The 24,577-nt window shown below is 41.8% G+C and carries 16 protein-coding genes; 13 read left to right on the forward strand and 3 right to left on the reverse strand.

Features of this window, described 5'->3' with window-relative positions; translation table 11 throughout:
* Window positions 1–68: 68 nt before the first annotated feature.
* Entirely contained in the window at window positions 69–2,231 is a 2,163-nt protein-coding gene (locus tag BLR37_RS00335; RefSeq protein WP_090763064.1) for an alpha-L-rhamnosidase-related protein, read from the forward strand.
* A 55-nt stretch (window positions 2,232–2,286) separates the two neighbouring features.
* Here the strand turns inward: BLR37_RS00335 and BLR37_RS00340 are convergent, their stop codons facing one another.
* Window positions 2,287–3,018, reverse strand: coding sequence for a GntR family transcriptional regulator (locus BLR37_RS00340; protein WP_090763066.1), 732 nt, complete (start codon window positions 3,016–3,018; stop codon window positions 2,287–2,289).
* Between the two features lie 231 nt (window positions 3,019–3,249).
* Between BLR37_RS00340 and BLR37_RS00345 the strand changes: the two genes are divergently transcribed.
* The 3 genes from BLR37_RS00345 to BLR37_RS00355 all read left to right on the forward strand — a co-directional run bounded on the left by BLR37_RS00345 (window position 3,250) and on the right by BLR37_RS00355 (window position 8,904).
* Complete coding sequence (locus BLR37_RS00345; RefSeq protein ID WP_090763068.1) at window positions 3,250–5,076, forward strand: class I mannose-6-phosphate isomerase; 1,827 nt, start codon at window positions 3,250–3,252, stop codon at window positions 5,074–5,076.
* 67 nt (window positions 5,077–5,143) lie between these two features.
* Window positions 5,144–6,547: a sugar porter family MFS transporter gene (locus BLR37_RS00350; RefSeq protein ID WP_090763070.1), complete on the forward strand. Its 1,404-nt coding sequence runs from the start codon at window positions 5,144–5,146 to the stop codon at window positions 6,545–6,547.
* A gap of 14 nt (window positions 6,548–6,561) precedes the next feature.
* A complete protein-coding gene (locus BLR37_RS00355) occupies window positions 6,562–8,904 on the forward strand; it encodes a GH92 family glycosyl hydrolase (RefSeq protein ID WP_090763072.1) in 2,343 nt (780 codons plus the stop codon).
* Between the two features lie 181 nt (window positions 8,905–9,085).
* Here the strand turns inward: BLR37_RS00355 and BLR37_RS00360 are convergent, their stop codons facing one another.
* A complete protein-coding gene (locus tag BLR37_RS00360; protein ID WP_090763075.1) occupies window positions 9,086–10,378 on the reverse strand; it encodes a GH36-type glycosyl hydrolase domain-containing protein in 1,293 nt (430 codons plus the stop codon).
* Window positions 10,379–10,536: 158 nt separating this feature from the next.
* A complete protein-coding gene (locus tag BLR37_RS00365) occupies window positions 10,537–11,310 on the reverse strand; it encodes an IclR family transcriptional regulator (RefSeq protein ID WP_039479114.1) in 774 nt (257 codons plus the stop codon).
* A gap of 272 nt (window positions 11,311–11,582) precedes the next feature.
* On the opposite strand from BLR37_RS00365, the gene BLR37_RS00370 reads away from it, so the two are divergent.
* The 9 genes from BLR37_RS00370 to BLR37_RS00410 all read left to right on the forward strand — a co-directional run bounded on the left by BLR37_RS00370 (window position 11,583) and on the right by BLR37_RS00410 (window position 24,461).
* Entirely contained in the window at window positions 11,583–14,336 is a 2,754-nt protein-coding gene (locus tag BLR37_RS00370; protein ID WP_090763078.1) for a family 78 glycoside hydrolase catalytic domain, read from the forward strand.
* Window position 14,337: 1 nt separating this feature from the next.
* Window positions 14,338–15,444 (forward strand): glycoside hydrolase family protein, encoded by a 1,107-nt coding sequence (locus BLR37_RS00375; protein WP_090763081.1) that lies wholly within the window; start codon window positions 14,338–14,340, stop codon window positions 15,442–15,444.
* Between the two features lie 3 nt (window positions 15,445–15,447).
* Window positions 15,448–17,934, forward strand: coding sequence for a glycoside hydrolase family 2 TIM barrel-domain containing protein (locus BLR37_RS00380; RefSeq protein WP_244154558.1), 2,487 nt, complete (start codon window positions 15,448–15,450; stop codon window positions 17,932–17,934).
* 137 nt (window positions 17,935–18,071) lie between these two features.
* Window positions 18,072–19,232: an ABC transporter substrate-binding protein gene (locus BLR37_RS00385; RefSeq protein ID WP_090763082.1), complete on the forward strand. Its 1,161-nt coding sequence runs from the start codon at window positions 18,072–18,074 to the stop codon at window positions 19,230–19,232.
* The gene (locus tag BLR37_RS00390) at window positions 19,229–20,380 is read left to right on the forward strand and encodes a CaiB/BaiF CoA transferase family protein (RefSeq protein ID WP_090763085.1); all 1,152 of its coding nucleotides are present in this window, start codon (window positions 19,229–19,231) and stop codon (window positions 20,378–20,380) included. The genes BLR37_RS00385 and BLR37_RS00390 overlap by 4 nt, the downstream gene beginning before the upstream one ends.
* A 93-nt stretch (window positions 20,381–20,473) precedes the next feature.
* Window positions 20,474–21,634, forward strand: a complete 1,161-nt coding sequence (locus BLR37_RS00395) for a CaiB/BaiF CoA transferase family protein (RefSeq protein WP_090763088.1) — start codon at window positions 20,474–20,476, stop codon at window positions 21,632–21,634.
* Entirely contained in the window at window positions 21,627–22,862 is a 1,236-nt protein-coding gene (locus BLR37_RS00400; protein ID WP_090763091.1) for an extracellular solute-binding protein, read from the forward strand. The genes BLR37_RS00395 and BLR37_RS00400 overlap by 8 nt, the downstream gene beginning before the upstream one ends.
* A complete protein-coding gene (locus tag BLR37_RS00405; protein ID WP_090763094.1) occupies window positions 22,863–23,930 on the forward strand; it encodes a Gfo/Idh/MocA family protein in 1,068 nt (355 codons plus the stop codon). It abuts the gene before it with no gap.
* Between the two features lie 87 nt (window positions 23,931–24,017).
* Window positions 24,018–24,461, forward strand: a complete 444-nt coding sequence (locus BLR37_RS00410; protein ID WP_039479123.1) for a MaoC/PaaZ C-terminal domain-containing protein — start codon at window positions 24,018–24,020, stop codon at window positions 24,459–24,461.
* Window positions 24,462–24,577 lie beyond the last annotated feature (116 nt).

The following is a 24,577-nucleotide window of genomic DNA, read 5'->3' on the forward strand; positions in this document are numbered from 1 at the left end:
ATCCGTGTCCATCTGTGGCTAAATAAAAACTTGATAAACCTGAATTATCCGTGGCTAAAAAAAGTAACATGAAAAACCTAAAAAAAATACTCCTGATTACCCTGCTGCAAGCCCTCGTAATCCCCGCATTTGCACAAAAAGCATCCTGGATCTGGTATCCCGGCGATTTTGATATTTACATGAGTAATGTGATGCAGAATCGCAGAACAGAACGTGGTTCATTTTTTCCTGTATTCTGGAAAATGGATAGCCATTATGTACTGGTCGATTTCCATAAAGAGTTTACCCTTAGTGAACCAGAAGAAGTTAAGCTCTTTGTAGAGGGCACTTACAATGTTAAAATTGACGGTCAGGCTCTAACCGGCTTTCCGAAATCCATTCAGATCCCGGCCGGAAAGCATAAACTAAGCCTGAAAGTGTATAGCCAGGCTACAGTGCCAGCCATTTTTGTACAGGGTAAAACAGTTGTATCTGATGAAAGCTGGTTAACCACTTTTGAGGATAAAGAATGGATTGATGCCAGTGGCAAAACCTCCGATAAATCGGGAACAACCTTTGTTTCGGCTGGCTCCTGGGGATTAACCGATCCTTACAGCCTGCCTTCAGCGTTTAAATTACCAGTTGTGAAGCATACGGCCGTTAAAACAGAAAAAGCAGGCACAGGTTATGTAGCCGATTTTGGTAAAGAAACCTTCGGTTTTATTAAAGTACATGGCTTAAAAGGCAAAGGCAAATTGAGTTTGTATTATGGCGAATCGAAAGAAGAAGCTTTATCAACAGATAAATGCGAAACACTGGATCATCTGGAGATTGATCTTACCAAAAAAACAGACTCGGTAATGCCGCTTTCCAAAGCTTTCCGCTATGTTAACTTTCAGCCCGAAAATGGTGTTTCTGCAGATTCTATATCAATGCTTTACGAATATGCCCCGGTTACCGAGCATGGAAGTTTTAAATCATCAGATGCAGAGCTGAACAAGATTTATGATGTGGCCAAATACACTTTTCACCTCAATACGCGTGAGTTTTTTATCGACGGCATAAAACGCGACAGATGGGTGTGGAGTGGTGATGCCTACCAAAGTTACCTCATGAATTATTATTCGTTTTTTGATGCGGCAACCGTAAAAAGAACATTGCTGGCCCAGCGGGGCAAAGATCCGGTTACAGCACACATCAATACCATTATGGATTATTCTTTCTATTGGTTTTTGGGCATTTACGATTATTACAAATTTACCGGCGACAAAAAATTTGTGCAAGATATTTATCCCCGCATGCAATCGCTTATGACTTATATTGATGGCCGAAAAAACAAAAACGGTTTGCTGGAATGGATGCCTGGCGACTGGATTTTTATAGATTGGGCCGATAAACTGAGTAAAGATGGGGAAGTGAGCTTTGAACAATTGTTATATGCCCGTAGCTTAGAAACCATGGCTTTATGTGCCAAACTGGCCAACGATAGCGAAAATGCCGCTAAATACGAGGAGCAGGCTAAAACATTGAAAGCCAAAATATTCGATATTTACTGGAATCAAAGCAAACATGCCTTGGTGCACAGCAGGGTAGCGGGTAAGCCCACAGAAAACGTAACCCGTTATGCCAATATGTTTGGGATTTTCTTCGATTATTTTACACCCGAACAGAAACTGGCTGTAAAAGAACATGTGCTGCTTAACGACAGCATCAACAAAATTACTACACCTTACATGCGCTTTTATGAGCTGGAAGCACTTTGCGCCATGGGTGAGCAAAGCTATGTATTAAAGGAGATGAAAAACTATTGGGGAGGCATGCTCAAGCTGGGCGCTACTTCTTTTTGGGAGGAATATAATCCCGATAAAAAAGGTACCGAACACCTGGCCATGTACGGCCGGCCATTTGGAAAAAGCCTTTGCCATGCATGGGGAGCCAGCCCGATTTATCTGCTCGGCAAATATTACCTCGGGGTAAGTCCCGATTCGCCGGGTTACGAAACCTATACCATTGAGCCCAATTTAGGCGGTTTAGCCTGGATGGAAGGTAAAGTACCCACCGCCAACGGCGATATTTCGATTTACATGAATAAAAAGGAAATCAAGATCACTTCGGCTGTAGGAACCGGAAAATTAAGGATTAAAAGTAAATCTAAGCCTGTAGCAAAAGCTGCTGAAATTAAAGCTGTAGGAAATGGTTTGTATGAAATTACCGTCGAAAAGGGTAAAGATTACACGGTAAGCTACAATTAACAGGAATTTATAACCGGGAAAATCAGATAATTGGTTTTCCCGGTTTCCTATTCAATTAGGTATCGCGACGGCTCTCTACCGTGTACACAAAACTATCGGCATGGTAATAACCTAAATTGTACTCAATTGGCCGCTCCGCCTGATCAAAAACATAACGTTTTCTAAAAAGCAGCGGACTTCCCACTTCAACATCCAGTTTCGAAGCCATAAATTTATCGGCCGCCTTCGCACTTATTTCTTCTTTCGATAGATTCGCAATGATCGAATGGTCTTTCTCCAAGATTTCGTATAAAGGGCGTTTAAAGTCTTCATCACCGGTAAGGCCAATCCTGGGGTGAAAATAGGAGATGAAATAAACGAATGGGCCTTCTTCTTTCCCTCTTAAACGCTCCAGTTTTAAAACCTTTTTATCGGTACCAATGTCAAAGAAATGCGCCAGTTTCTCATCAGCATACACCCAGCTAATGTGAAGCTCGAAATTTTTAATCGGAATGCCCCTGGCTTGCATTTCTTGCGAAAAACTTAGCCAGTTGCTGGCTTTCGAACTCACAGAAACTTCGGCCACTTTAGTCCCAATACCTTTTTTACGAATCAGCAAGCCCTCATATACCAGTTTATTCAGTGCCTGGCGCAACGTTGTTCTCGATATAGCCAGTTGTTTAGCCATATCAACCTCGTTAGGCAAAAATTTAGTGGCATATTCAGGATCTTTAATCAGGTTCCGCAATAATTCTTCTGCCTGAATGTGCAATGGCACAGGACTTTTATGGTCGATTGAAAATTTCATTTTATTTAGACTACAGCGCTTTAAGCAAACAAACTTTCCTCATGCAGCCTCACAAAGATAAAGAAAGCATATACAAACAACAATACTATGTATGTATCCATACAGCCTGCCAAGGCAAATTTGGTAATCAAACAGCTATAATCCGATCCAGTTAAAAGAATTTCAGTAAAATATTAGGATATATGTACATACATATATACATTTGTTGTTTAATATAATATTTACCCATTTATGGAAGTAAAAAATAATCCTCAGGAAACACCTGCAGCAGCACAATGGAGACAAAGTGGAGAAAAAATTTTGCCTGAACACACACACCGTTTTAACCCGTCAACAGAGGGGTATAATCTTTATCCCATACACACTTTAGGAGAAGGCAAAATATTTGATGGCTTTACCACATTGGCCGCCTGGATTATTGAAAAGAAAACCGTGTTGATAGATGGTTATGTTGGTGTATTCTGGTCTGAAATTGAAAGACTACTACAAACTGAATTTACCAAAAAGCAGGTAAAAATTAACTGGTTGCGTACAGCTGATAAAATGAAAAGCGCTGCTACTGTTTTGGAACTGGTAAATCCTTTTTTAGGCGAAGTGAAAAGTGTTTGGGGTAAAAAAACAGACCTAAAGCTCAACGATTTTTTCGAAACCGGATTTAGTACAAGCCAGCCCGACACGCAATACGAAGTAAATATTGTAATTGGCGTGGGCGCAGCCTTGCTTAATTGGGATGCACCAATCATTTACCTCGATATTCCTAAGAACGAAATTCAATACCGCATGCGTGCTGGTTCCATTACCAACCTGGGCGCGACCGCTACTGCAAGTGCTTTTGAAATGTACAAACGGTTTTATTTTGTAGATTGGCCGGTGCTGAATAACCATAAAGCAGAAATTTTAAAGCGTATAAGTGTAGTTGCTGATGCGCAACACAAATCATCGATAAAGTGGGTTGAGGCAAATGAACTGAAGAGAGGTTTACAACAGATCAGCCAATCGGTATTTCGGGTTAGGCCCTGGTTTGAGGCTGGCGCCTGGGGTGGGCATTGGATGCAGGAAAACATTGAAGGTTTGAATAAGGAGGAGATAAATTATGCCTGGTCTTTCGAAATGATTGTTCCCGAGAATGGCATTATTTTCGAAAGTAGCGGAAACCTGTTAGAGGTTACTTTTGATTTTCTGATGTTTAGCGAAAATCAATCGGTATTGGGTAAACATGCTTCTATTTTTGGCACCGAATTTCCAATCAGGTTCGATTTTCTCGATACCATGGATGGCGGAAACCTTTCCATCCAGTGCCATCCTTCATTAAAATATATCCGTGAAGAATTTGGCGAAAACATTACGCAGGATGAGACCTACTACATACTTGAATGTAAAGACGATGCAAAAGTGTATTTGGGTTTTCAGGAAGATATTAATCCAATCGAATTTAATCAGGCCTTAATTAAGAGTCAGCAGTTAAAGCAGGAAATAAATATTGAACAGTTTGTGCAGGCACATGATGCCCAAAAACATGATCTATTTTTAATTCCAAACCGTACCGTACACAGTGCCGGAGCCAACAATCTTGTGCTCGAAATCAGCGCAACACCTTATATTTTTACCTTTAAAATGTATGATTGGGTTCGTTTAGGTCTGGATGGTCAACCAAGACCAATTAATATTGAACATGCCTTTAAGAACCTGGATTTTAACCGGAAAGGTGAGCTGGTTAAAGCGGAATTAATTTCGAAACCATCGGTAATAGAAAAAGGAGCTGATTGGGAATTAATCCATTTGCCTACGCACCACCAACACTTTTATGATGTTCAGCGCATGGAATTTGATAGCGAAATTACGGTTAATACCAACAATACCTGTCATATCTTAATGCTGGTAGAAGGCAGCACCATTCAACTAAAAAATGTAGATGGTCAGATTACGGAATTTCACTATGCCGAAACTTTTGTAGTTCCGGCAGCAGCCGAAAGTTATACCCTGATTAATAAGGGCTCAAACAGGGCCAAAGTAATTAAAGCGTTTGTAAAAGACGATCTGACTGCTGTAACTTTATAAAACAGCAGTCAGGTTTGATTTGCAAGCCATTGTCAAATCATTTAAATTTTTAACCAAAATATAAATTATGAGTGCGCAAAAAAGAAGCAGTGTATTTTTAATAACGCTCGTAGCATCGCTGGGTGGCTTTTTATTCGGCTTTGATATGGCTGTTATATCCGGAGTTTTACCGCTGGTGCAAAAACAGTTTGCATTAAGTGCCTCACAAGAGGGATGGTTTGTCTCGTCGGCATTGCTGGGCTGTATTATTGGTGTAGCCTTTTCAGGAGAACTGAGCGACCGATTCGGCCGGAAAAAGCCATTGATTTTAACCGCGATTCTTTTTGTTGCATCGGCTCTGGGTTGTGCATTATTTCCAAATCTTAATGGCGTTATTGCTTTCAGGCTCCTGGGAGGTATTGGTATCGGTATCGCTTCAAATGTAGTGCCCTTATATATTTCAGAAATCGCCCCTGCACACATCAGAGGCCGTTTGGTTACCTACTACCAGTTTGCACTAACACTGGGCATTTTGGTTGCCTATCTCAGCAATGCAACCCTGCTAAGTGGTGTCTCAACAAGTCAAACAACTACTTCAGCTTTAAGTGCGTTGTTTAACCACGAAGTTTGGCGTGGCATGTTAGGAATGGGCGTACTACCGGCAGTTTTATTTTTATTCGGATTATTGCTGATACCCGAAAGTCCTAGATGGCTCATACAAAAAGGCCATATCGCAGCAGGCACTTTAATCATTAGTAAAATTAACGGACAAGCACAAGCTGAAATTGACCCCAATCAGTTTGCCTCAGAAAGCAACAGCCGCAAAAGTTCATATAAAGAATTATTTGCCCCAGCCATGCGTAAAGCTTTGTTAATCGGTATCTTATTGCCTTTATTTTCACAGTTTAGTGGTATCAATGCCATTATCTACTACGGCCCCAGAATACTCGGGAACGCTGGTATATCTTTAAGTAATTCACTCATCAGCCAGGTAATTTTTGGGCTCGCCAATGTACTTTTTACCCTGTTTGCCATCTGGAAAGTAGATAGCTGGGGCAGAAGACCACTTTATCTTTACGGAACGGCAGGTGCAGCCATTTCACTGGTTTTAACCGGTATATGTTTTTATTTTAATGCTACCTCCAGCATTTGGCTGTTGGTATGTGTTTTGGCCTTCCTTGCATTTTTCGCCTGTTCAATTGGCCCTTTAAAATTTGTTGTGGCAGCAGAGATCTTTCCCGGAGCTATTCGCGGAAGAGCATTAGCCATCAGTATCATGGTGATGTGGGTGGCCGATACCATTGTGGGGCAAATTACACCCATCTTATTAAACGAACTGGGTAGTGCAGGTACATTTTGGTTTTTTGCCTTTTTCTGTATCATAGCCTTTATTGCAGTTTACAAATTGCTTCCCGAAACCAAAGGAAAATCGTTAGAGCAAATCGAGAGTGAGTGGAAAGAGGAGACAGATAAACCCGTGTTTTTTCATTAAAAGACAAAAAACCTATGAATTTAAAATATAAGCTTACTGTTCTATTACTGCTTAACCTGTTTTACAAGCCGGTAAGTGCACAATCAGACCACGATCTATTAGCCTATGCCGACCCGCGAATTGGTACGGCACACAGTCGCTGGTTTTATTTTACGCCCGGGGCAGTTCCTTTTGGAATGGCCAAAGCTGCACCATCTACCAATGGTTCGTACGGCAATAAAAGTGGCTGGGAAGCTGTAGGTTATGATGAAAGGCATACCTCCATTGAAGGTTTTGCCAATTTTCACGAATTTCAGATTTGCGGGGTTGTTTTTGCGCCATCAACCGGAAAATTGCAAACACTGGCAGGAAGTTTAGAACATCCCGAGGCAGGTTACCGTTCTACTTTCGACCACAAAGACGAAGTTGCCACACCCGGTTATTATTCTGTATTGCTGAAAGATTATGGCATTAAAGCTGAATTAACTGCGACTAAAAGGGTGGCTTTTCACCGCTATACTTTTCCAAAATCAACTCAGGCTAATATCCTTTTCGATATCGGGCACCAGCAGGGAGAAAGTGGTGAGGTAAGTGATGCTCAGGTAAACCTGACCAAAGATGGCAGAATTGAAGGTTATGTAATTACGAGGCCGGTTTATGTCCAGAAATATCAACCCGGTGCAGATGTAAAAATGTATTTCTCTGCCATAGCGAGTAAAAAGCCTTCAAAATTTGGCACATTTACCGGAGCGCAGATTACCGAAGGAAACAAAAGTACCAGTGGCAAAGGCGCCGGTTTATACCTCACTTTTGCTACACATGAAAAAGAGAGCATTACTATAAAAGCCGGACTTTCTTATACCTCGATAGCTAATGCGAGGCTTAATCTGAATAAAGAAGCAGCAAATCTTTCCTTTGATCAGGCTAAAACACAAGCATTAAACACGTGGGCCAGTTATTTGGGAAGAATCGGGGTAACATCTGATAATAAAGCAAATCTCACCAAGTTTTATACTGGCTTATACCATGCTTTATCAGGACGTGGGTTGGCCAGCGATGTCAACGGTGCTTACCCTAAAAACGATGGAGGGATCGGTCAGATTCCGCTTGACAAAAACCATGTGCCACTTCACAACCATTACAATACCGATGCCATTTGGGGCGCTTTCTGGAATTTAACCCAGCTTTGGGCTGTAGCTTATCCTGAATATTATTCAGATTGGGTTAAAAGTCAGTTATTAGTCTATAAAGATTCTGGATGGTTAGCTGACGGGATTGCCAACAGCCGATATGTATCTGGTGTAGGCACCAACTTTGTGAGTTTAGCTATAGCAGCCGCCTATACCTCCGGAATTCGCGATTTTGATGTAAAAACCGCTTATCAGGCAGCGCTCAAAAATGAACTGGAATTTCAAAACCGGCCGTTTGGAGCGGGTAAGTCAGATTTGGATAGCTTTTTGAAATACGGTTACGTAAATCATCTAGACAGTGGAAGTAGCGCCAGCGAGCGCTGGCAGTTCTCGGCATCGCATACGCTTGAATATGCCTTTAGTAATTATGCAGTTGGCCAATGGGCAAAACTTTTAGACAAAACAGCCGATTACCAGAAATTAACTACACTTTCAAACGCCTGGAAAACCATTTTTGATCCCGCAACCAAATTCATCAGGCCTAAAGATGAGCATGGTAAATTTATATCCAATTTTAACCCCAAACAGGCCTGGAGGGGTTTTCAGGAAGGAAATGCCTGGCAATACACCTTTTATGTACCACAAAACCCAAACGCTTTAATTGCTGCCATTGGTAAAACTGACTTTAACAACAGGCTGGATAGTATTTTTACTGTATCAGAAAAAAATAAATTTGGTGGTGGTACAACTTTAGATGCTTTTTCCGGACTTGAAGGTTTGTATAACCATGGCAATCAGCCTAATCTGCATACTTCATGGCTTTTTAATTTCTCGGGGAAACCATCACTTACGCAAAAGTGGGTCAGAAAAATTATGGATGAATTTTACGGCACAGAAGGCATCCATGGTTACGGATATGGTCAGGATGAAGATCAGGGCCAGCTTGGTGCCTGGTATGCAATGGCTTCGATGGGAATTTTTGATGTAAAGGGTTTTACTGATGCCTCGCCAGAGATCGGCCTCTCGGCACCCGTTTTTAATACTATCCGGATAAAGGGCAATAAAAAATACTTCAGCGGTAAAGATTTCGAAATTGTAACCCTGAATAATAATACCGAAAATCCATACGCACAGTCGTTTTCTTTAAACGGTAAGCCGTTAAAAGCTCCTTTTATGAAACTTAAGGACATTCAAAACGGGGGGAAATTGGTGGTGCAAATGGGTAAGATGCCGAAAGATTCGTATTGATTAAACTTATGCGTAGATTGTAATTCCCCTCTTTTAGAGGGGTGTCCGAAGGACGGGGTGTCTGTACTCTGCTTAAGCATTACAATTCCCACTTCCGCGGGAATAACGATCTGCTAACAAAAAAGGGATAATAAACATTTGGTTCATTATCCCTTTTTTCGTTTTTATACAGGTAAATCTGCTATTTCTTTTTCTCCAGTTCCTTTATTGCTGTCCACAATACGCCGGCTTCACCTCTGAAACTCGATGAACCTTTGGGTTTATTATCAGGTGTATACCATTCGTAAAAGCCATTGTTGCTGATTACACGGGCTAACATCGGGTCGAGTGCTTCTTTAGCTTCAGCCAGTAAATTATACCTGATGAGTTGCGTAACCATTCTGCCGCCAAACCAGGTCCAATCGCCGCCATTTTGGTAAGAATATGGCCCCATTACCTTATTTTGGAAACTTCCGGCCGGATAAACAGGGTAGAGGGTAAGTCCGATAGTTGCCGCATTGGCATCTTTTACGTTTTGCTGCATCCTTTCGTAAGCTTCCTTTACCTGTTTTTTGGTTAACAACCCAGCTTCAATAGCAACTGCTGTACCACCATGATAGTAAACTTTCGATTCATCAAAAGAAGCCGGGAAAGGAGAGCCGTTTAAATAAATGTGTGGAATGTATTTTTGCGCTTTATCATCCCACAAATATTTATTGATATTCTCACGAACGCTTTTGTAAATGCCTTTCCATTTGGTAACCTGCGCAGGGTTTAACTCTCCAACCTGGATAAAATCGTTTATGGCAATTAAAAACATGGCATTATCGTAAATATCAATTGCCCTGTGCGTATTCTCGTCAATTACAACACCCCAGCCTTGCTCAGGTTGCACATCGCCCCAGTCGGCAGTGGTTGCTCCCCAAATTAAGCCATACTTTTCATTAAACCTTTCTTTCATCAGAAAATCCATAGCCCTTTCCATTTGCTTTTTAACCGGTAAGCCCGCTACCTGCTCAGTTAAAATGGATTTATCGCCCGTAATATTGATGTATTTTGCAATGGCTTGAATTAGGGAGGTTTCCTGATCAGTTTCCACGGTATTTTTATGGCCAAGGTATCCGGGCACTAAATCCGACTTGTAAAAAGTACCTTCAGATCCTGCCTGTTTTGAGGGGATATATCCATCCAGGATAGCACCATCAGCTTGCTGAAACTGAAAAAAAGTAATCAGGTGTTTCCTGATCTGCGATTTATCGTTAACCTTACAACTTAATTCGATAAAGGTATTTAAATCCCTGATCCACACTTCACCATAGCCATCTCCGGCCGTAAAACCTTTCTTGATCAACGCCTCGGCCATGGTTTTAACCTGATTCATAACCGCCGGGGTTACATTTTTGTGTGCCTTTTGTGTAATAGCCTTCGACTGTGCTAAAGATACACCGGGCGTCGCCAGTGCAATAAACATGGCTAATGCAATATTTTTATTCATCGGTTATAATTTATACTGTTTTTGCTGCCTCATATTGAAGGGCTTAACTATCTGTAATCTACATGTACAAACATATATACATTTAATCAATTATCAAACAGTTTCACAATAAAATTATACCCAAATTAGCCATGGGTTTAAACCCATGGCTAACTCAGTTAAACCCCAATTCTTTGTTCGATTTTTTTAACGCATTTGTTGGCTTCGGCTAAAATTACCTTGCTGTCAATCGCCTGATCAGAATTTAAAGCATTTAGCATCGAAATGGTTAAGCAGGCAATAATGCCATTGTTGTTGGCAATACCAATAGGCACCGAAATATCGGTTACACCCGAAACAGCATCACTGTTTTTAAAATACGAACCTGTTTGCTGAATTTCGGTCAAAGAATTTAAGAAATCTTCCTGCTGTGGTTTGGCGTATTTTTTAAAAATAGCATTGTTTTTTAATACTGTATTGCGTTCGGCTTCGGGCATATAAGCCAGTAATACTTTACCAGATGCGGTTAATGGCAAAGGAAACAGGTTTCCTTCTTCAATAGAAAGGGCAATTGGCCCCGGACTCTTGGCATGGATAATGACCATTACCTGGTTCATATACAAAATACTCAGGTGACAGGATTGGCGCACCGAATTGGCCAGTTCTTCTAATGGAAACTGCGCCGCTTTCCTCAACTCATCAATAGGTGAGTGGCGGTGCGAAAGGTAAAAAAGTTTGAGCGATAACCGGTATTTCCCCGAAACCTCATCGCGTAAAATATAACCACGGCTTTCCAGACTCATCAGCATCCGGTAAATTTCATTCGGTGTTTTTTCAATACCAATGGCAATTTCGGTTTGTGATAAGGGAATAGATTGCGCCGATAGATACTCTAAAATATCAAGGCCTTTATCTAAAGCTGGCGCCTGATACTTCGATTCATTTTCTTTCATACAGGTTTAATTTGGTTGTATCGTATTTTTTACAGTTTCAAACATACAAAATGCATTCATATTTCTCATTCAGAATGAAATTATATAATTATTACATGAATATATGTTTTCATATTTAAAAAAAAGATTTATATTTGAATTACTTGTAAAATTTAAAGTTAAGCAAATTCTACAGCTTATGCTATATGGGCTAAGAATTTATTTCTAACTAAATTGAGCACGATAACCAACTATAAACCTAAATCAAGCATCGAAAGCGATCTGTACGGCTAATGAACAAACTTGTAATCTTTTCTTTTTTTTACCTGTTTACTTTTCCGCTGTTTGCTCAGGAGATTAAGGTATCGCATTTAAGCTGCGAATACCGCACAAATCCAATGGGAATTGATGCTGTGCAACCACATTTTAGCTGGCAAATGGTTTCGGATAAGCACAATATCATGCAAACCGCTTATCACATTTTAGTTTCAAAGAGCCTGACTGCTCTTAAGCAAGATAAAGGAGAGGTTTGGGATTCGAAAAAGATTACTTCTAATCAATCGATCCAGATAAAACATAAAGGAATAAAACTAGGATCAGCGCAAAAGTATTATTGGAAAATTAAGGTTTGGGATAACCAGGGCAAGCAATCTGCCTGGAGTGAACCCGCATTTTTCCAGATGGGCTTGTTAAATGCGGCTGACTGGAAAGGCGCTAAATGGATTGCTTACGAAAAACTGGCCGATTCGAACGTAAATGCTTTACCTACGGATGGTAAAAAAGACAAATTTACCGGCAATAATATCCTGCCAATGTTCCGTAAAGATTTTGCAGTAACCAAAAGCATTAAAAAGGCTACGGCCTTTATTTCCGGATTAGGCCATTTTGAAATGAGTTTGAATGGTGAGAAAGTAGGAGATGATTACTTAGCACCAGGCTGGACCAAATACGATCGCGAAGCCTTATATGTAACCTACAACATTACCAAACAACTAAAAAAGGGCGCAAATGCTGTTGGCGTAATGCTTGGGAATGGCTTTTACTACATTCCCCCAGTTAAAGAAAGGTACCGGAAATTAAAAGTGGCTTATGGCTTCCCGAAAATGATTTGTCGTTTGCTGATCGAATATACAGATGGTACTTCGGCCAATGTAATCAGCAACGAAAGCTGGAAAACAGCTCCTTCTCCGGTTACTTTTTCGAGTATTTATGGCGGCGAAGACTATAACGCCGGTTTAGCGCAAAAAAACTGGAACCAGGCAGTTTTCAATGATAGCAAATGGAAAACCGCATTAGTTGTGAATGGTCCGAAGCTAAACGCCCAAAAAGAAGAGCCTGTTAAAATCTTTGATCATTTTCCGGCAAAGCAGATTATACCAACTGCTAACGGTGAATGGGTTTATGATCTCGGACAAAACGCATCGGGCATTATTGAACTTCAGGTGAGCGGGAAAAAAGGCGACACCATCCGCATTACACCAGCCGAATTATTGAAAGAAGATGGTACCGTTACCCAGAAAAACATGGGTGGTCCTGTTTACTTTACCTATATTTTAAATGGTGAGGGCACCGAAACCTGGCGGCCACGTTTTTTCTACTCGGGTTTCCGCTATCTGCAGGTTAAAGGTGGCGTTCCGGCCGGGAAAGAAAACCCATTGAACAAAGCCATTATCAAAGATTTAAAAGGCCTGCATATACGTAATGCAGCTCCAACTGCAGGCGAATTCACATCTTCAAACGAATTATTTAACAAAACCTTTAAACTGATTGATTGGGGTATTAAAAGTAATATGGTTAGTGTTTTTACCGACTGCCCGCACCGCGAAAAACTCGGCTGGTTAGAGCAATTGCATTTAATGGGCAGCTCGGTAAATTACAATTATGCTGCTGCACCGTTGTTTGCAAAAGCTTCGGTTGATATGCAAAATTCGCAGCTAACCAACGGGCTCGTTCCAGAAATTGCGCCTGAGTACGTTAAATTTGAATGGGGAGGCGATATGTTCCGCGATTCGCCTGAATGGGGAAGCAGCAGTATTTTAGTGCCCTGGGATTTGTATAAATGGTATGGCGATAAACAGGCTTTGGCCAATAATTATCCCACCATGCAGCGTTACATCCAATATTTAGACACCAAAGCCAATAACCACATCTTATCGCAAGGTTTAGGCGATTGGTATGACCTTGGGCCAAAACCACCGGGCGTTTCGCAGCTTACCCCAATGGGCATTACAGCCACCGCTATTTATTATTATGATTTAAAAATCCTCGAAAAAATAGCCACCTTATTGGGTAAAAAAGCTGATGCACTGGCATATACCAAACTTGCAATTTCAGTACGAGATGCATTTAATACCAAATTCTTTAATGCAGCAAGCAAACAATACGGCTCGGGTAGCCAAACGGCTAATGCCATGGCTGTTTATATGGGTTTAGTTGAAGAAAAAGATAAACAGGCAGTTATTGATAACCTCGTAAAAGACATTAGAGATAAAAACAACGGATTAACGGCAGGCGATATCGGCTATCGCTATGTACTACGTGTTTTAGAAGATGCCGGACGCTCGGATGTGATTTTCGACATGAACAGCCGTAGCGATGTACCCGGTTATGGCATGCAACTGGCAAAAGGTGCTACCGCTTTAACCGAAAGCTGGGCGGCACTACCTACGGTTTCCAATAATCATTTTATGCTGGGGCATTTAATGGAGTGGTTTTACAGTGGGGTGGGCGGGATCCGTCAGGATGAAAACTCAGTAGCCTTTAACCGGATTAAAATTTACCCTGAGGTAGTTGGCGATTTAACTGCTGCTACAACGAGTTACCAATCGGCTTATGGTAAAATTGTTACAGACTGGAAAAAAACGACTGAAGGCTTCGAAATAGCCATAAATATTCCGGTAAATACTACTGCTGTGGTTTACATTCCTATTTCGACCAAGCAAAGCCTTGCAGAGGTTAACAATACTAAATTCCAAAACCTGGGCACAGCCAATGGCAGAACCCAGGTAGCGATCGGTTCGGGTTATTATAAATTTAAAGTGAAGTAGCATGAGAACGATCTGGATACATCTGATAGGTATTTTAACAACCGCTACGGCATTTGCTCAGGAAGCTAAAAATCCGGTATCTGCTGCCGAAATGGAAAAAATTTACCAGGAAGTGAAAACGCCTTTCAAATACGGGTTGGTGATGGTTCCGGCTGATAAAGAGCATAAGATGGATTGTCCTACCATTTTTAGAAAAGGCAAATACTGGTATATGACTTATCTGATTTTTAGCGGTCGCGGTTACGAAACCTGGATGGCAAAAAGCAGCGATTTACTGCACTGGGAAAATCAGGGTAAGTTAATGTCGTTCGAAGATTCGGGCAAATGGGACGATAACCAGAAAGCAGGCTACAATGCGCTTTTAGATATCAAATGGGGAGGTAGTTACCAGGCTAACAGCTTTAATGGCAAATACTGGATGTCGTATTTCGGTGGCAAAGCACGTGGATACGAAGTAGAGCCTTTATCTATTGGCATGGCTTACACTGATCAACATCCCTCGATTGTGCAGGAGTGGAAACGACTGGATCAACCGGTTTTAAGTTCGCTCGACAACGATGTACGCTGGTGGGAAAACCGGCACAAACTATTTAAAAGTACGGTGATTGCCGATCAGAAAAAGTTAACCGGCCATTCTTTTGTAATGTATTACAACGCTGTTGGCGATTCGCTGGCAAACAATAAAAAAACACGTTGGTACGAACGCATTGGGATGGCAGTATCCGACGATATGGTGCATTGGCAACGCTATCTAAAAAATCCGGTTGTACATCATCCGGTTGGCATTACTGGCGATGCGGTAATCCAGCAGATAGGAAGCAATTATGTAATGTTTTATTTCGGGGCGTTCTGGCAGGACAGAAAAGGTTCTTTTAACCGTTTTGCGGTATCTAAAGATCTCGTAAACTGGACTGATTGGACGGGTAATAACCTGATCGAATCATCAGAAAAATATGATGAGCTGTATGCGCACAAATCGTTCGTCATTAAGCACAAAGGCATTGTTTACCACTTTTATTGCGCCGTGAATAAACAAGACCAGCGGGGCATTGCTGTAGCCACTTCGAAAGATTTAGGAAAAAGTAAAGTGAATTTTGTTCAAAATTAAGAAATGAGAATACCGGGCATTTATAAGGTTTTTATGGTATCCCTGCTGGGATTATTAGTCTCGCAAAATTGTGATGCTAATCCACTCATTCCTAATGGTTGGTGTCCCACCAACCATGATAGACAATCATCGGTCGGTGAGACACCAACCGATAGAGAATCCCGAGTAAAAACCAGCTTCAACCAAGACTGGAAATTTTTCCTGGGTGATGATCCATCCGCCAAGAATTCGCTATACAATGACTCCAAATGGAGAAAACTTACCTTACCGCACGACTGGAGCATTGAAGGGAAATTTGACGAAAAGAACCCTGCTAAACCTGAGGGTGGTGGCCTGCCGACAGGTATTGGCTGGTACAGGAAAACATTTACGGCGCCTGCCGATTTTAAAAACAAACTGGTTACCGTTGAGTTTGACGGTGTTTACAAAAACAGCGAGGTTTGGGTAAATGGCCACTATCTGGGTAAACGTCCTTATGGCTACAGTTCTTTTGCTTACGAAATCAGCAGATTCTTAAAGTCACGCAATAACATCATTGCTGTGAAGGTTGATAATTCTTTACAGCCCGATTCTCGCTGGTATTCCGGTTCTGGGATTTACAGAAATGTATGGTTAACTACTACGGCCAAAGTTGCGGTGGCAAAATGGGGCACTTTTGTAACTACGGGTACTGATGGAAAAGTGAGTATAAAAACGCAAATCCAGAATAAAACTTCGAAACAGCAGGCTGCAGTTTTAGTACATTCTATTTATGATGCCAAGGGCAAGCTGATCTTAAAAACACAAGCACAAAACATCAAAATAGATACTTCAGGATTAATTGTTAACAGCGATACTGAACTTAAAAACCCTGTGCTTTGGTCGTTAAAAAGGCCTGTTCAGTATAAACTGGTTACGGAAATTTTGCAAAACAACAAGCCTATTGATACTTATGAAACCAAATTTGGATTCAGAACCTTCAATTTTGATGCAGAAAAGGGTTTTTCTTTAAATGGCTTACCAACCAAAATACTGGGCGTTTGCCTGCACCACGATTTAGGTGCTTTGGGCGCTGCTGTAAATGTTCGCGCCATGGAACGCCAACTCGAAATCATGAAAGCCATGGGCGTAAATGCTATCCGCACGGCTCACAATCCACCAGCACCTGAGTTTTTAGATTTATGTGATGAAATGGGTTTTCTCGTAATGGATGAAGCATTTGACATGTGGGCGAAAAAGAAAAACAAAAACGATTATCACCTCAATTTCCCCGAATGGCATAAACGCGATCTGGAAGATATGATTCTCCGCGACCGCAATCATCCTTCCATTATTTTATGGAGCATTGGAAACGAAATCCGCGAGCAGTTCGACAGTACCGGTGTAGCACTAACCAAAGAGTTGGTGGCTACAGTTAAAAACCTCGATCAAAGTCGTCCGGTGATCTCTGCATTAACCGAAACCGATGCCAAAAAGAACTTTATTTACCAGGCCAATGCGCTGGATATTTATGGATTAAACTACAACCATAAACTGTATAAAGATTGGCCTAAAAACTATCCCGGCGTTAAGTTTCTGGCCACCGAAACCACATCAGCATTAGAAACCAGAGGTTTTTACGATACAGCTGATACTATTCGCCGCTGGCCAAGAGACGGAAAAACAAAGTTTACCGAAGGCAACAGCGAATGGTCGGCCTCTGCTTACGATAATGTATCAGCTTACTGGGGCTCTACGCACGAAGAAACCTGGAAAGCAGCCAAAAAATACGATCATGTTTCAGGTCTTTTTGTCTGGACCGGTTTTGATTACCTCGGCGAGCCTTTACCTTATCCATGGCCGGCACGCAGCTCGTATTTTGGAATTGTCGATTTAGCGGGTTTCTCTAAAGATTCGTATTACATGTACCAAAGCGAGTGGACCGATAAACCGGTACTGCACATCCTGCCGCACTGGAACTGGGAAGCGGGCAAATCAGTAGAGGTTTGGGCTTACTACAATCAGGCTGATGAGGTAGAGCTGTACCTCAATGGAAAATCTTTAGGTAAAAAATCAAAACAGGATGATGATTTACACGTGCAGTGGAACGTAAGTTTTGCACCTGGAACACTTAAAGCTGTATCGCGCAAAAATGGAAAAGAGATTTTGGTTCGTGAAGTAAAAACTGCCGGCGATCCGGCAAAAATTGAATTAGTAGCTGATAGAAAACAGATTAAAGCCGATGGTAAAGATTTATCATTTATCACCGTACGCATTTTAGATAAAGCCGGAAATGTAGTGCCAAATGCCGATAATCTGGTCGATTTTAAAGTAGAAGGTGCCGGATTTATAGCCGGTGTGGATAATGGTTTTCAGGCAAGTTTAGAACCTTTTAAAGCCAGCTATCGCAAAGCTTTTCATGGTTTATGCCTGGCTATTTTGCAGGCTACAGCTAAAACGGGAACAATTAAGTTAACAGCCACATCGGCAGGTTTGTCATCGGCAGTTATAGAAGTTAGAACAAATAAATAAATACGTTGCAAAGCTGGTTGGTGTGGCACCAACCAGTTGGATAATCTAATCGGTTGGTGGCTCACCAACCGCAACTGAGCATATAAATAATGGTTCGTGAGGACACGAACCATGACAAAAATAAATAATAAGAATAAGTGGAGAAGACGATCAATTTAAAAGGAATAACCTGGAACCACAGTCGTGGCTTATTGCCCATGGTGGCAACTGCACAGCGGTTTTCAGAATTGCACCCCAATGTAAACATCACCTGGGAAAAGCGGAGCTTGCAGCAATTTGCCGATTTTTCTATCCAGGAGCTGGCCGAGCGTTTCGATTTATTGGTGATTGATCACCCCTGGGCAGGCTTTGCCGCCAAAACAAAATCGATTGTTCCTTTGGATTTTTACCTCAGTGACGCCTACTTAAAAGATCAGGAAGAGAATTCTGTAGGGAAATCTTACGAAAGTTATACTTATGATGGTCATTTATGGGCATTGCCCATTGATGCAGCCACACCTGTAGCCGCAAGCCGGCCAGATTTACTGGCTGAAAACGGTTTTTCCCTGCCTCAATCATTTGAAGATTTAATGGCACTGGCCGATGCAGGCCTTGTAGCCTTTGCAGGCATCCCAATAGACGTGTTAATGAATTTCTACACGCTTTGCTGCTCTTTGGGCGAAGATCCCTGCCAGAACGATGAAACTGTAATTTCAACTGAAACCGGTGTAAAGGCGCTACAAATGTACCGTCAGCTGGCCTCAAAAATAGATCCCGCAAATTTCAACAGAAACCCCATTCAGGTATATGAAGCCATGACCCAAACTGATCAGATTGCTTATTGCCCCTTTGCCTACGGCTATTCCAATTATTCGAGAAATGGTTATGCACGAAAAGTGTTGCACTTTCATGATATGATATCGGTGAATGGAAAAACCAATTTAAGAAGCACTTTAGGCGGCACTGGTTTGGCTATTTCAGCTAAATGTGCCGAACTCGAAATGGCAGCCAAATATGTTCAGTTTGTTGGTTCTCCGGCTTGTCAGGCTACCTTGTATTTCGAAAGCGGAGGGCAGCCCGGGCATTTGGCTGCATGGAAAAATGAAGAGGTGAACCGCCAGAGCCAGCAATACTTTGCCAACACATTACCAGCCTTACAAAGGGCATTTTTACGTCCGCGTTATCATGGTTCCATGTATTTTCAGGATCATGCCGGTGATGTAGTGCGCGATTATTTAATGGGTAAGGGCGATGAAATGACAGTTTTATCTGCGTTGAACGAGTTATATCAGCAATCTAAAAGTTTAGCAGTATCATGAACAGGCCGTTAGAAGGACTTTTGGTTTTAGAGTTTTGCCAGTTTCTGGCAGGGCCATCTGCCGGTCTAAAACTGGCAGATTTAGGCGCACGCGTGATCAAAATAGAGCGACCACAAACCGGCGATGCCTGTCGTTCCTTATCCATCAAAAATCTTTTTGTAGATGAAGACAGCTTATTGTTTCATACCATTAACCGCAATAAAGAGAGTTATACTGCCGATTTAAAAAATCCGGAAGATTTAGCAAAACTCAAAATACTGATCGCCAAAGCAGATGTGATGACACATAATTTCAGACCGGGTGTGATGGAAAAAATTGGGCTGGATTATGCGCAGGTGCAACAAATCAATCCAAAAATTATTTACGGCATGGTTACCGGTTATGGCAACGAAGGTCCCTGGAAAAATAAGCCCGGACAGGATTTACTGGTACAATCTGTTTCTGGTTTAACCTTCCTTTCCGGTGTAGATACCGACGGACCAGTGCCCTTTGGCCTTTCCGTTTCGGATATTATGTGCGGCAACCACCTGGCACAAGGCATTATGGCGGCTTTAATTAAGCGGGCTAAAACTCAAAAAAGTGTATTGATAGAGGTGAGCCTGCTCGAATCTATCCTGGATGTACAGTTTGAAGTAATTACCACTTATTTAAATGATGGAGGCAAATTGCCAGACAGGAGCGGAGCCAAAGGTAGTGCACACGCCTATTTAAGTGCCCCGTATGGCATGTACCAAACTCAGGATGGCTACATTGCCATGGCCATGGGCAACCTGCCGAACATCTGCGCCATTATCCGGTGCGATATCAGCGATTTGTATGTAGAAGCAGGTTCAGCTTTCGAAAACCGCGACAAACTGATTCTACGTCTGGCCGAAACCTTTAAACAGGATCTTACAGCCAACTGGGTTAATCTTTTAGAAAGTAACGGCATCTGGTGTGCCGAGGTGCTTAATTACCAAACGGCTACTGCATTAAGTACCTATAAAAACCTCGAAATAGAACAACAGCTTGAGTTAGGGAACGGAAAAAACATTAAAACAACCGTTAGTCCCATCCGGCTGGATAAAAGAAAGTTATTTGCGGCTAAAGCTGCACCAAAATTGGGTTTTGATACCGAAAGTATCAACAAAGAGTTTGAGATAAAATAAGCAGTTCGTTGGTCGGGATTTGTAATCCCGACCCAGTGTGATTAGGATGGTTCGTGGTGGCACGAACCATGGAAAAATAAAAAATATAAAAATATGCGACCGCTAGAAGATTATTTAGTTATCGATTTTAGCCAGTTTCTTTCTGGCCCCTCGGCGAGTTTGCGTTTAGCCGATATGGGTGCGCGTGTAATCAAAATTGAACGTTTGGGCGTTGGCGACATTTGCCGTACGCTTTATACCTCCAATCTGATTATGAATGGCGAATCGTCGGTTTTTCATGCCATCAACCGGAACAAAGAAAGTTTTGAGGTTGATTTAAAAAGTGAAGAAGACTGCGAAATGGTTCGCGAGCTTTTAAAAAAGGCCGATGTTATGATTCATAACTTCAGGCCGGGTGTAATGGAGCGTTTAGGTTTCGATTATCCGGCAGTTAGCGCTTTAAATCCAGCTATTGTATATGGCGAAATATCGGGCTACGGCACCAATGGTGAATGGAAAAATAAACCGGGCCAGGATTTGCTCTTACAATCGGTTACCGGCCTAACATCCCTTACCGGAAATGCAGATAGTGGTCCTGTGGCCATGGGCTTATCCATTGTTGATATGCTGGCTGGCGCACATCTGGCCCAGGGAATTTTAGCCTGCCTATACCGCAAAGCTGTAAAAAATGAAGGCGGTTTTGTACAGGTGAGCATGATGGAATCGGCTTACGATTTTCAGTTTGAAACCATTACCACCTTCATGAACGACGGTGGTAGTTTACCTGAGCGATCTAAACAAAACAACGCCAACGCTTATTTAGGTGCGCCTTACGGCATTTACCAAACCGAAAACGGTTATCTGGCACTGGCCATGGGTTCTATACCACAGCTGGGTAATTTGCTGGGTTGCGAACAACTGGAAGAGTACATTGAAGTTAGCGAAGCTTTTGACAAACGCGATGAAATTAAAGGAATTTTAGCCAGTCATTTGCTAACCCAAACCACCGAAAAATGGCTTTCCAAATTAGAACCGGCAGATATCTGGTGTTCGGATGTATTAAACTGGAATGCTTTAATGGCGCATGATGGCTTTAAGGTATTGAACATGATCCAGGAAGTGCAAATGATTGATGGTTACCGTTACGAAACTACCAGATGTCCAATCCGGATTGATGGAGAATTATTAACTTCACCGAAAGGTTCTCCCAAATTGGGACAGGACAATGAAAAAATCATCAAAGAATTTATAACACATACTACTGTAAATGCCTAATCAAGCCGAAACTTTCAGAATAGCCGTACGTAAATTTGGTCCTTTCGAATCTGCCATGCAGAAATTCTGGGACAGCTATTGTGCCTTTTCTGGCTGTACACTCCAGCTGGAAATGCAGATTATGGATTTGCACGAGCTTTATGAAAGTACCATTACCAATCAGGGTTTAGCTAAAGGTGCATTTGATATTGCGCACATCAATACCGATTGGGTGTATGAAGGCTACCTGAACCAGGCGTTTGAAGTTTTAAATCCTTATATCAACACCAGTAAACCCGTAGATTTTCCAAATGGCTGGAGCAAATCGTTACTTGGTTTACAACGCTTTGGCTGGGAAGTGGTGGGTTTACCTTTTCACGATGGTCCGGAATGTTTTATTTACCGCAAAGATTTGTTTGAGAGCGAAACCGAACAAGCCAATTATTTAAAGCGGTTTGGAAAAGCGCTTACAGTACCCCAAACCTGGGAAGATTTTTATCAGGTAGCGCGGTTTTTTAACCGCCCTGACAAGAATCTATATGGCAGCATCTTTGCCTGCTATCCCGATGGGCACAATACCGTTTTCGATTTTTGCCTCCAACTATGGACCAGAGGAGGCAGCCTGGTCGATAAAAAAGGAAACATTCAAATCAACTGCCAGGCGGCAGTAGAAGGTCTTGATTTTTACCGGAAGATCGTAAACGATCAAACAGCAGTTCATCCGAAATCAAAAGATTTTGAATCGGTTGCGGCCGGTGTAGCTTTTGCCAATGGCGAAGCCGCCATGATGATCAATTGGTTTGGTTTTGCCGGCATGTGCGAAGTAGATGCAAATTCGAAGGTAAAAGGTAAAGTAGGTGTCGATTTGTTACCCACAGCAGCTGGTAAGGCATCGGCATCCTTAAATGTATACTGGCTTTACACCATTGCCAAAGGCAGTAAAAATAAAGAAGTGGCTTACGATTTCCTGAAATTTGCCACGAATGTACAGCAAGATAAGCTATTGACGCTTGAAGGAGGAATCGGTTGCCGTCTATCGACCTGGAAAGATGCAGAAGTGAACGAAATTATTCCATACTACCATAAATTAGAACAGTTACATGAGGTGGCCAATATGCTGCCACAGCATAAAAACTGGACTCATATTGCCAAAATTATTGATGAAATGGTCTTAAAAGCCATGAATACCACAGCTGAATCTGCCGGTTTAATTGAGGCAGCCCAAGACCAGATTAACAAATTGAATTAAATGAGTATCGATATCCAATATAAACCAATTTTACCTGAAACCAAACAGCCAATTATCATTATTGGTGCCGGCGGAATTGTGGCTGATGCACATCTGCCTGCTTATAAAATTGCGGGCTTTGAAGTATATGGCATTGTAAACCGGACTAAAGCCAGGGCACAGAAACTGGCCGATGCTTTCGGCATCGCTCATGTTTTTGATAGTGTAGCTGAAGCCGTTGCTGCAGCGCCTGAAAATACGGTGTTCGATATTACCATTATGCCCGAGCAGTATATCGAAACCCTAAAGCAATTACCTGATGGTGCAGCGGTTTTAATTCAAAAGCCCATGGGCGATGATTTTAACCAGGCAAAAGAAATTTTGGCTTTATGCCGGGCCAAAAACCTCAAGGCAGCTATTAACTTTCAGCTGCGTTTTGCGCCTTTTGTAAGTGCTGCAAAATACCTCATTGATAAAGGCTTGATTGGTGAGCTATACGATATGGAAGTCAGGGTAACCATTAAAACCCCCTGGGAAATTTTCCCGCATGTGATCATCCATCCACGTTTAGAGATTCAGTATCATAGCATCCACTATGTTGATTTAATCCGTTCATTTTTAGGCAATCCCAATAGTGTACTGGCTAAAACCTTGAAACATCCTGCCAAAAGCTTATCCTCATCGCGTTCAACCATTTTATTCGATTATGGCGATACGATGCATGCCGTAATCAATACCAACCACGATCATGATTTTGGTCCGAGGCATCAGGAAAGCTATATTAAATGGGAGGGAACCAAAGGCGCTATTGTGGCCAAAATTGGCCTATTGATGGATTATCCGCATGGTGTGCCTGATGTGTTTGAGTATTGTGTGGTAGAAGCTGGTAAAACACCCGAATGGCAAACCGTAAAACTGGAAGGTTCCTGGTTTCCGGAAGCATTTATTGGTACAATGGCCAATTTAATGCGTTACAACGAAGGATCAAGCCCCATTCTACAAACCAGTGTTGAGGATGTGATTGATACAATGGCAGTAGTGGAAAGTGCCTATCAATCCAGTGATACTGGTGGTGTAAAGATTAAATAATCGTCCTCGTTTGTCACAAAGTGATTCCTTTGGAATAACGAGGATGAACGAGAACAGCGATTGTATCGCTTATAAAAAAATTAAACTATGTATTTCAAATCCACTTTTTTTGAAGATTACCAGTTACAGGATAAACGCATTACCTTAGGCCGTACCATCACCGAAACCGATTTTGTGGTGCATGCAGGCCATACCGGCGATTTTTTTCCGCACCACATGGATGCCGAATGGTGTGCCACGCAACCGTTTAAACAGCGCATTGCACATGGTACCATGATTTTTAGTATTGGTATTGGCCTTACCGCTTCGGAAATTAACCCCGAGGCCATGAGTAAAGGTTACGATAAACTTCGTTTTGTAAAACCGGTGTTTATTGGCGATACCATCCACTCAGAAGTCACCATTTCTGAAAAAGGAGAAAGTAAAAGACCGGAATATGGCACCGTAACCGAGCATGTAGAAATCATTAACCAGCACGGAGAAGTCGTGTTAGTCTGCGACCATTTACTTGTAGTTAAAAAAGTTCATTAGTTCAGTAATCATTCGTTCATTAGTCTGGATGCTTATATCCGCATGCCAGTGATATCACAATGAACAAATGCCACCAATGACAAATGAACTATTGAACGAATGAACCAATAAACCAA

It is taken from the genome of Pedobacter soli (assembly GCF_900101435.1).
Lineage (GTDB): Bacteria > Bacteroidota > Bacteroidia > Sphingobacteriales > Sphingobacteriaceae > Pedobacter > Pedobacter soli.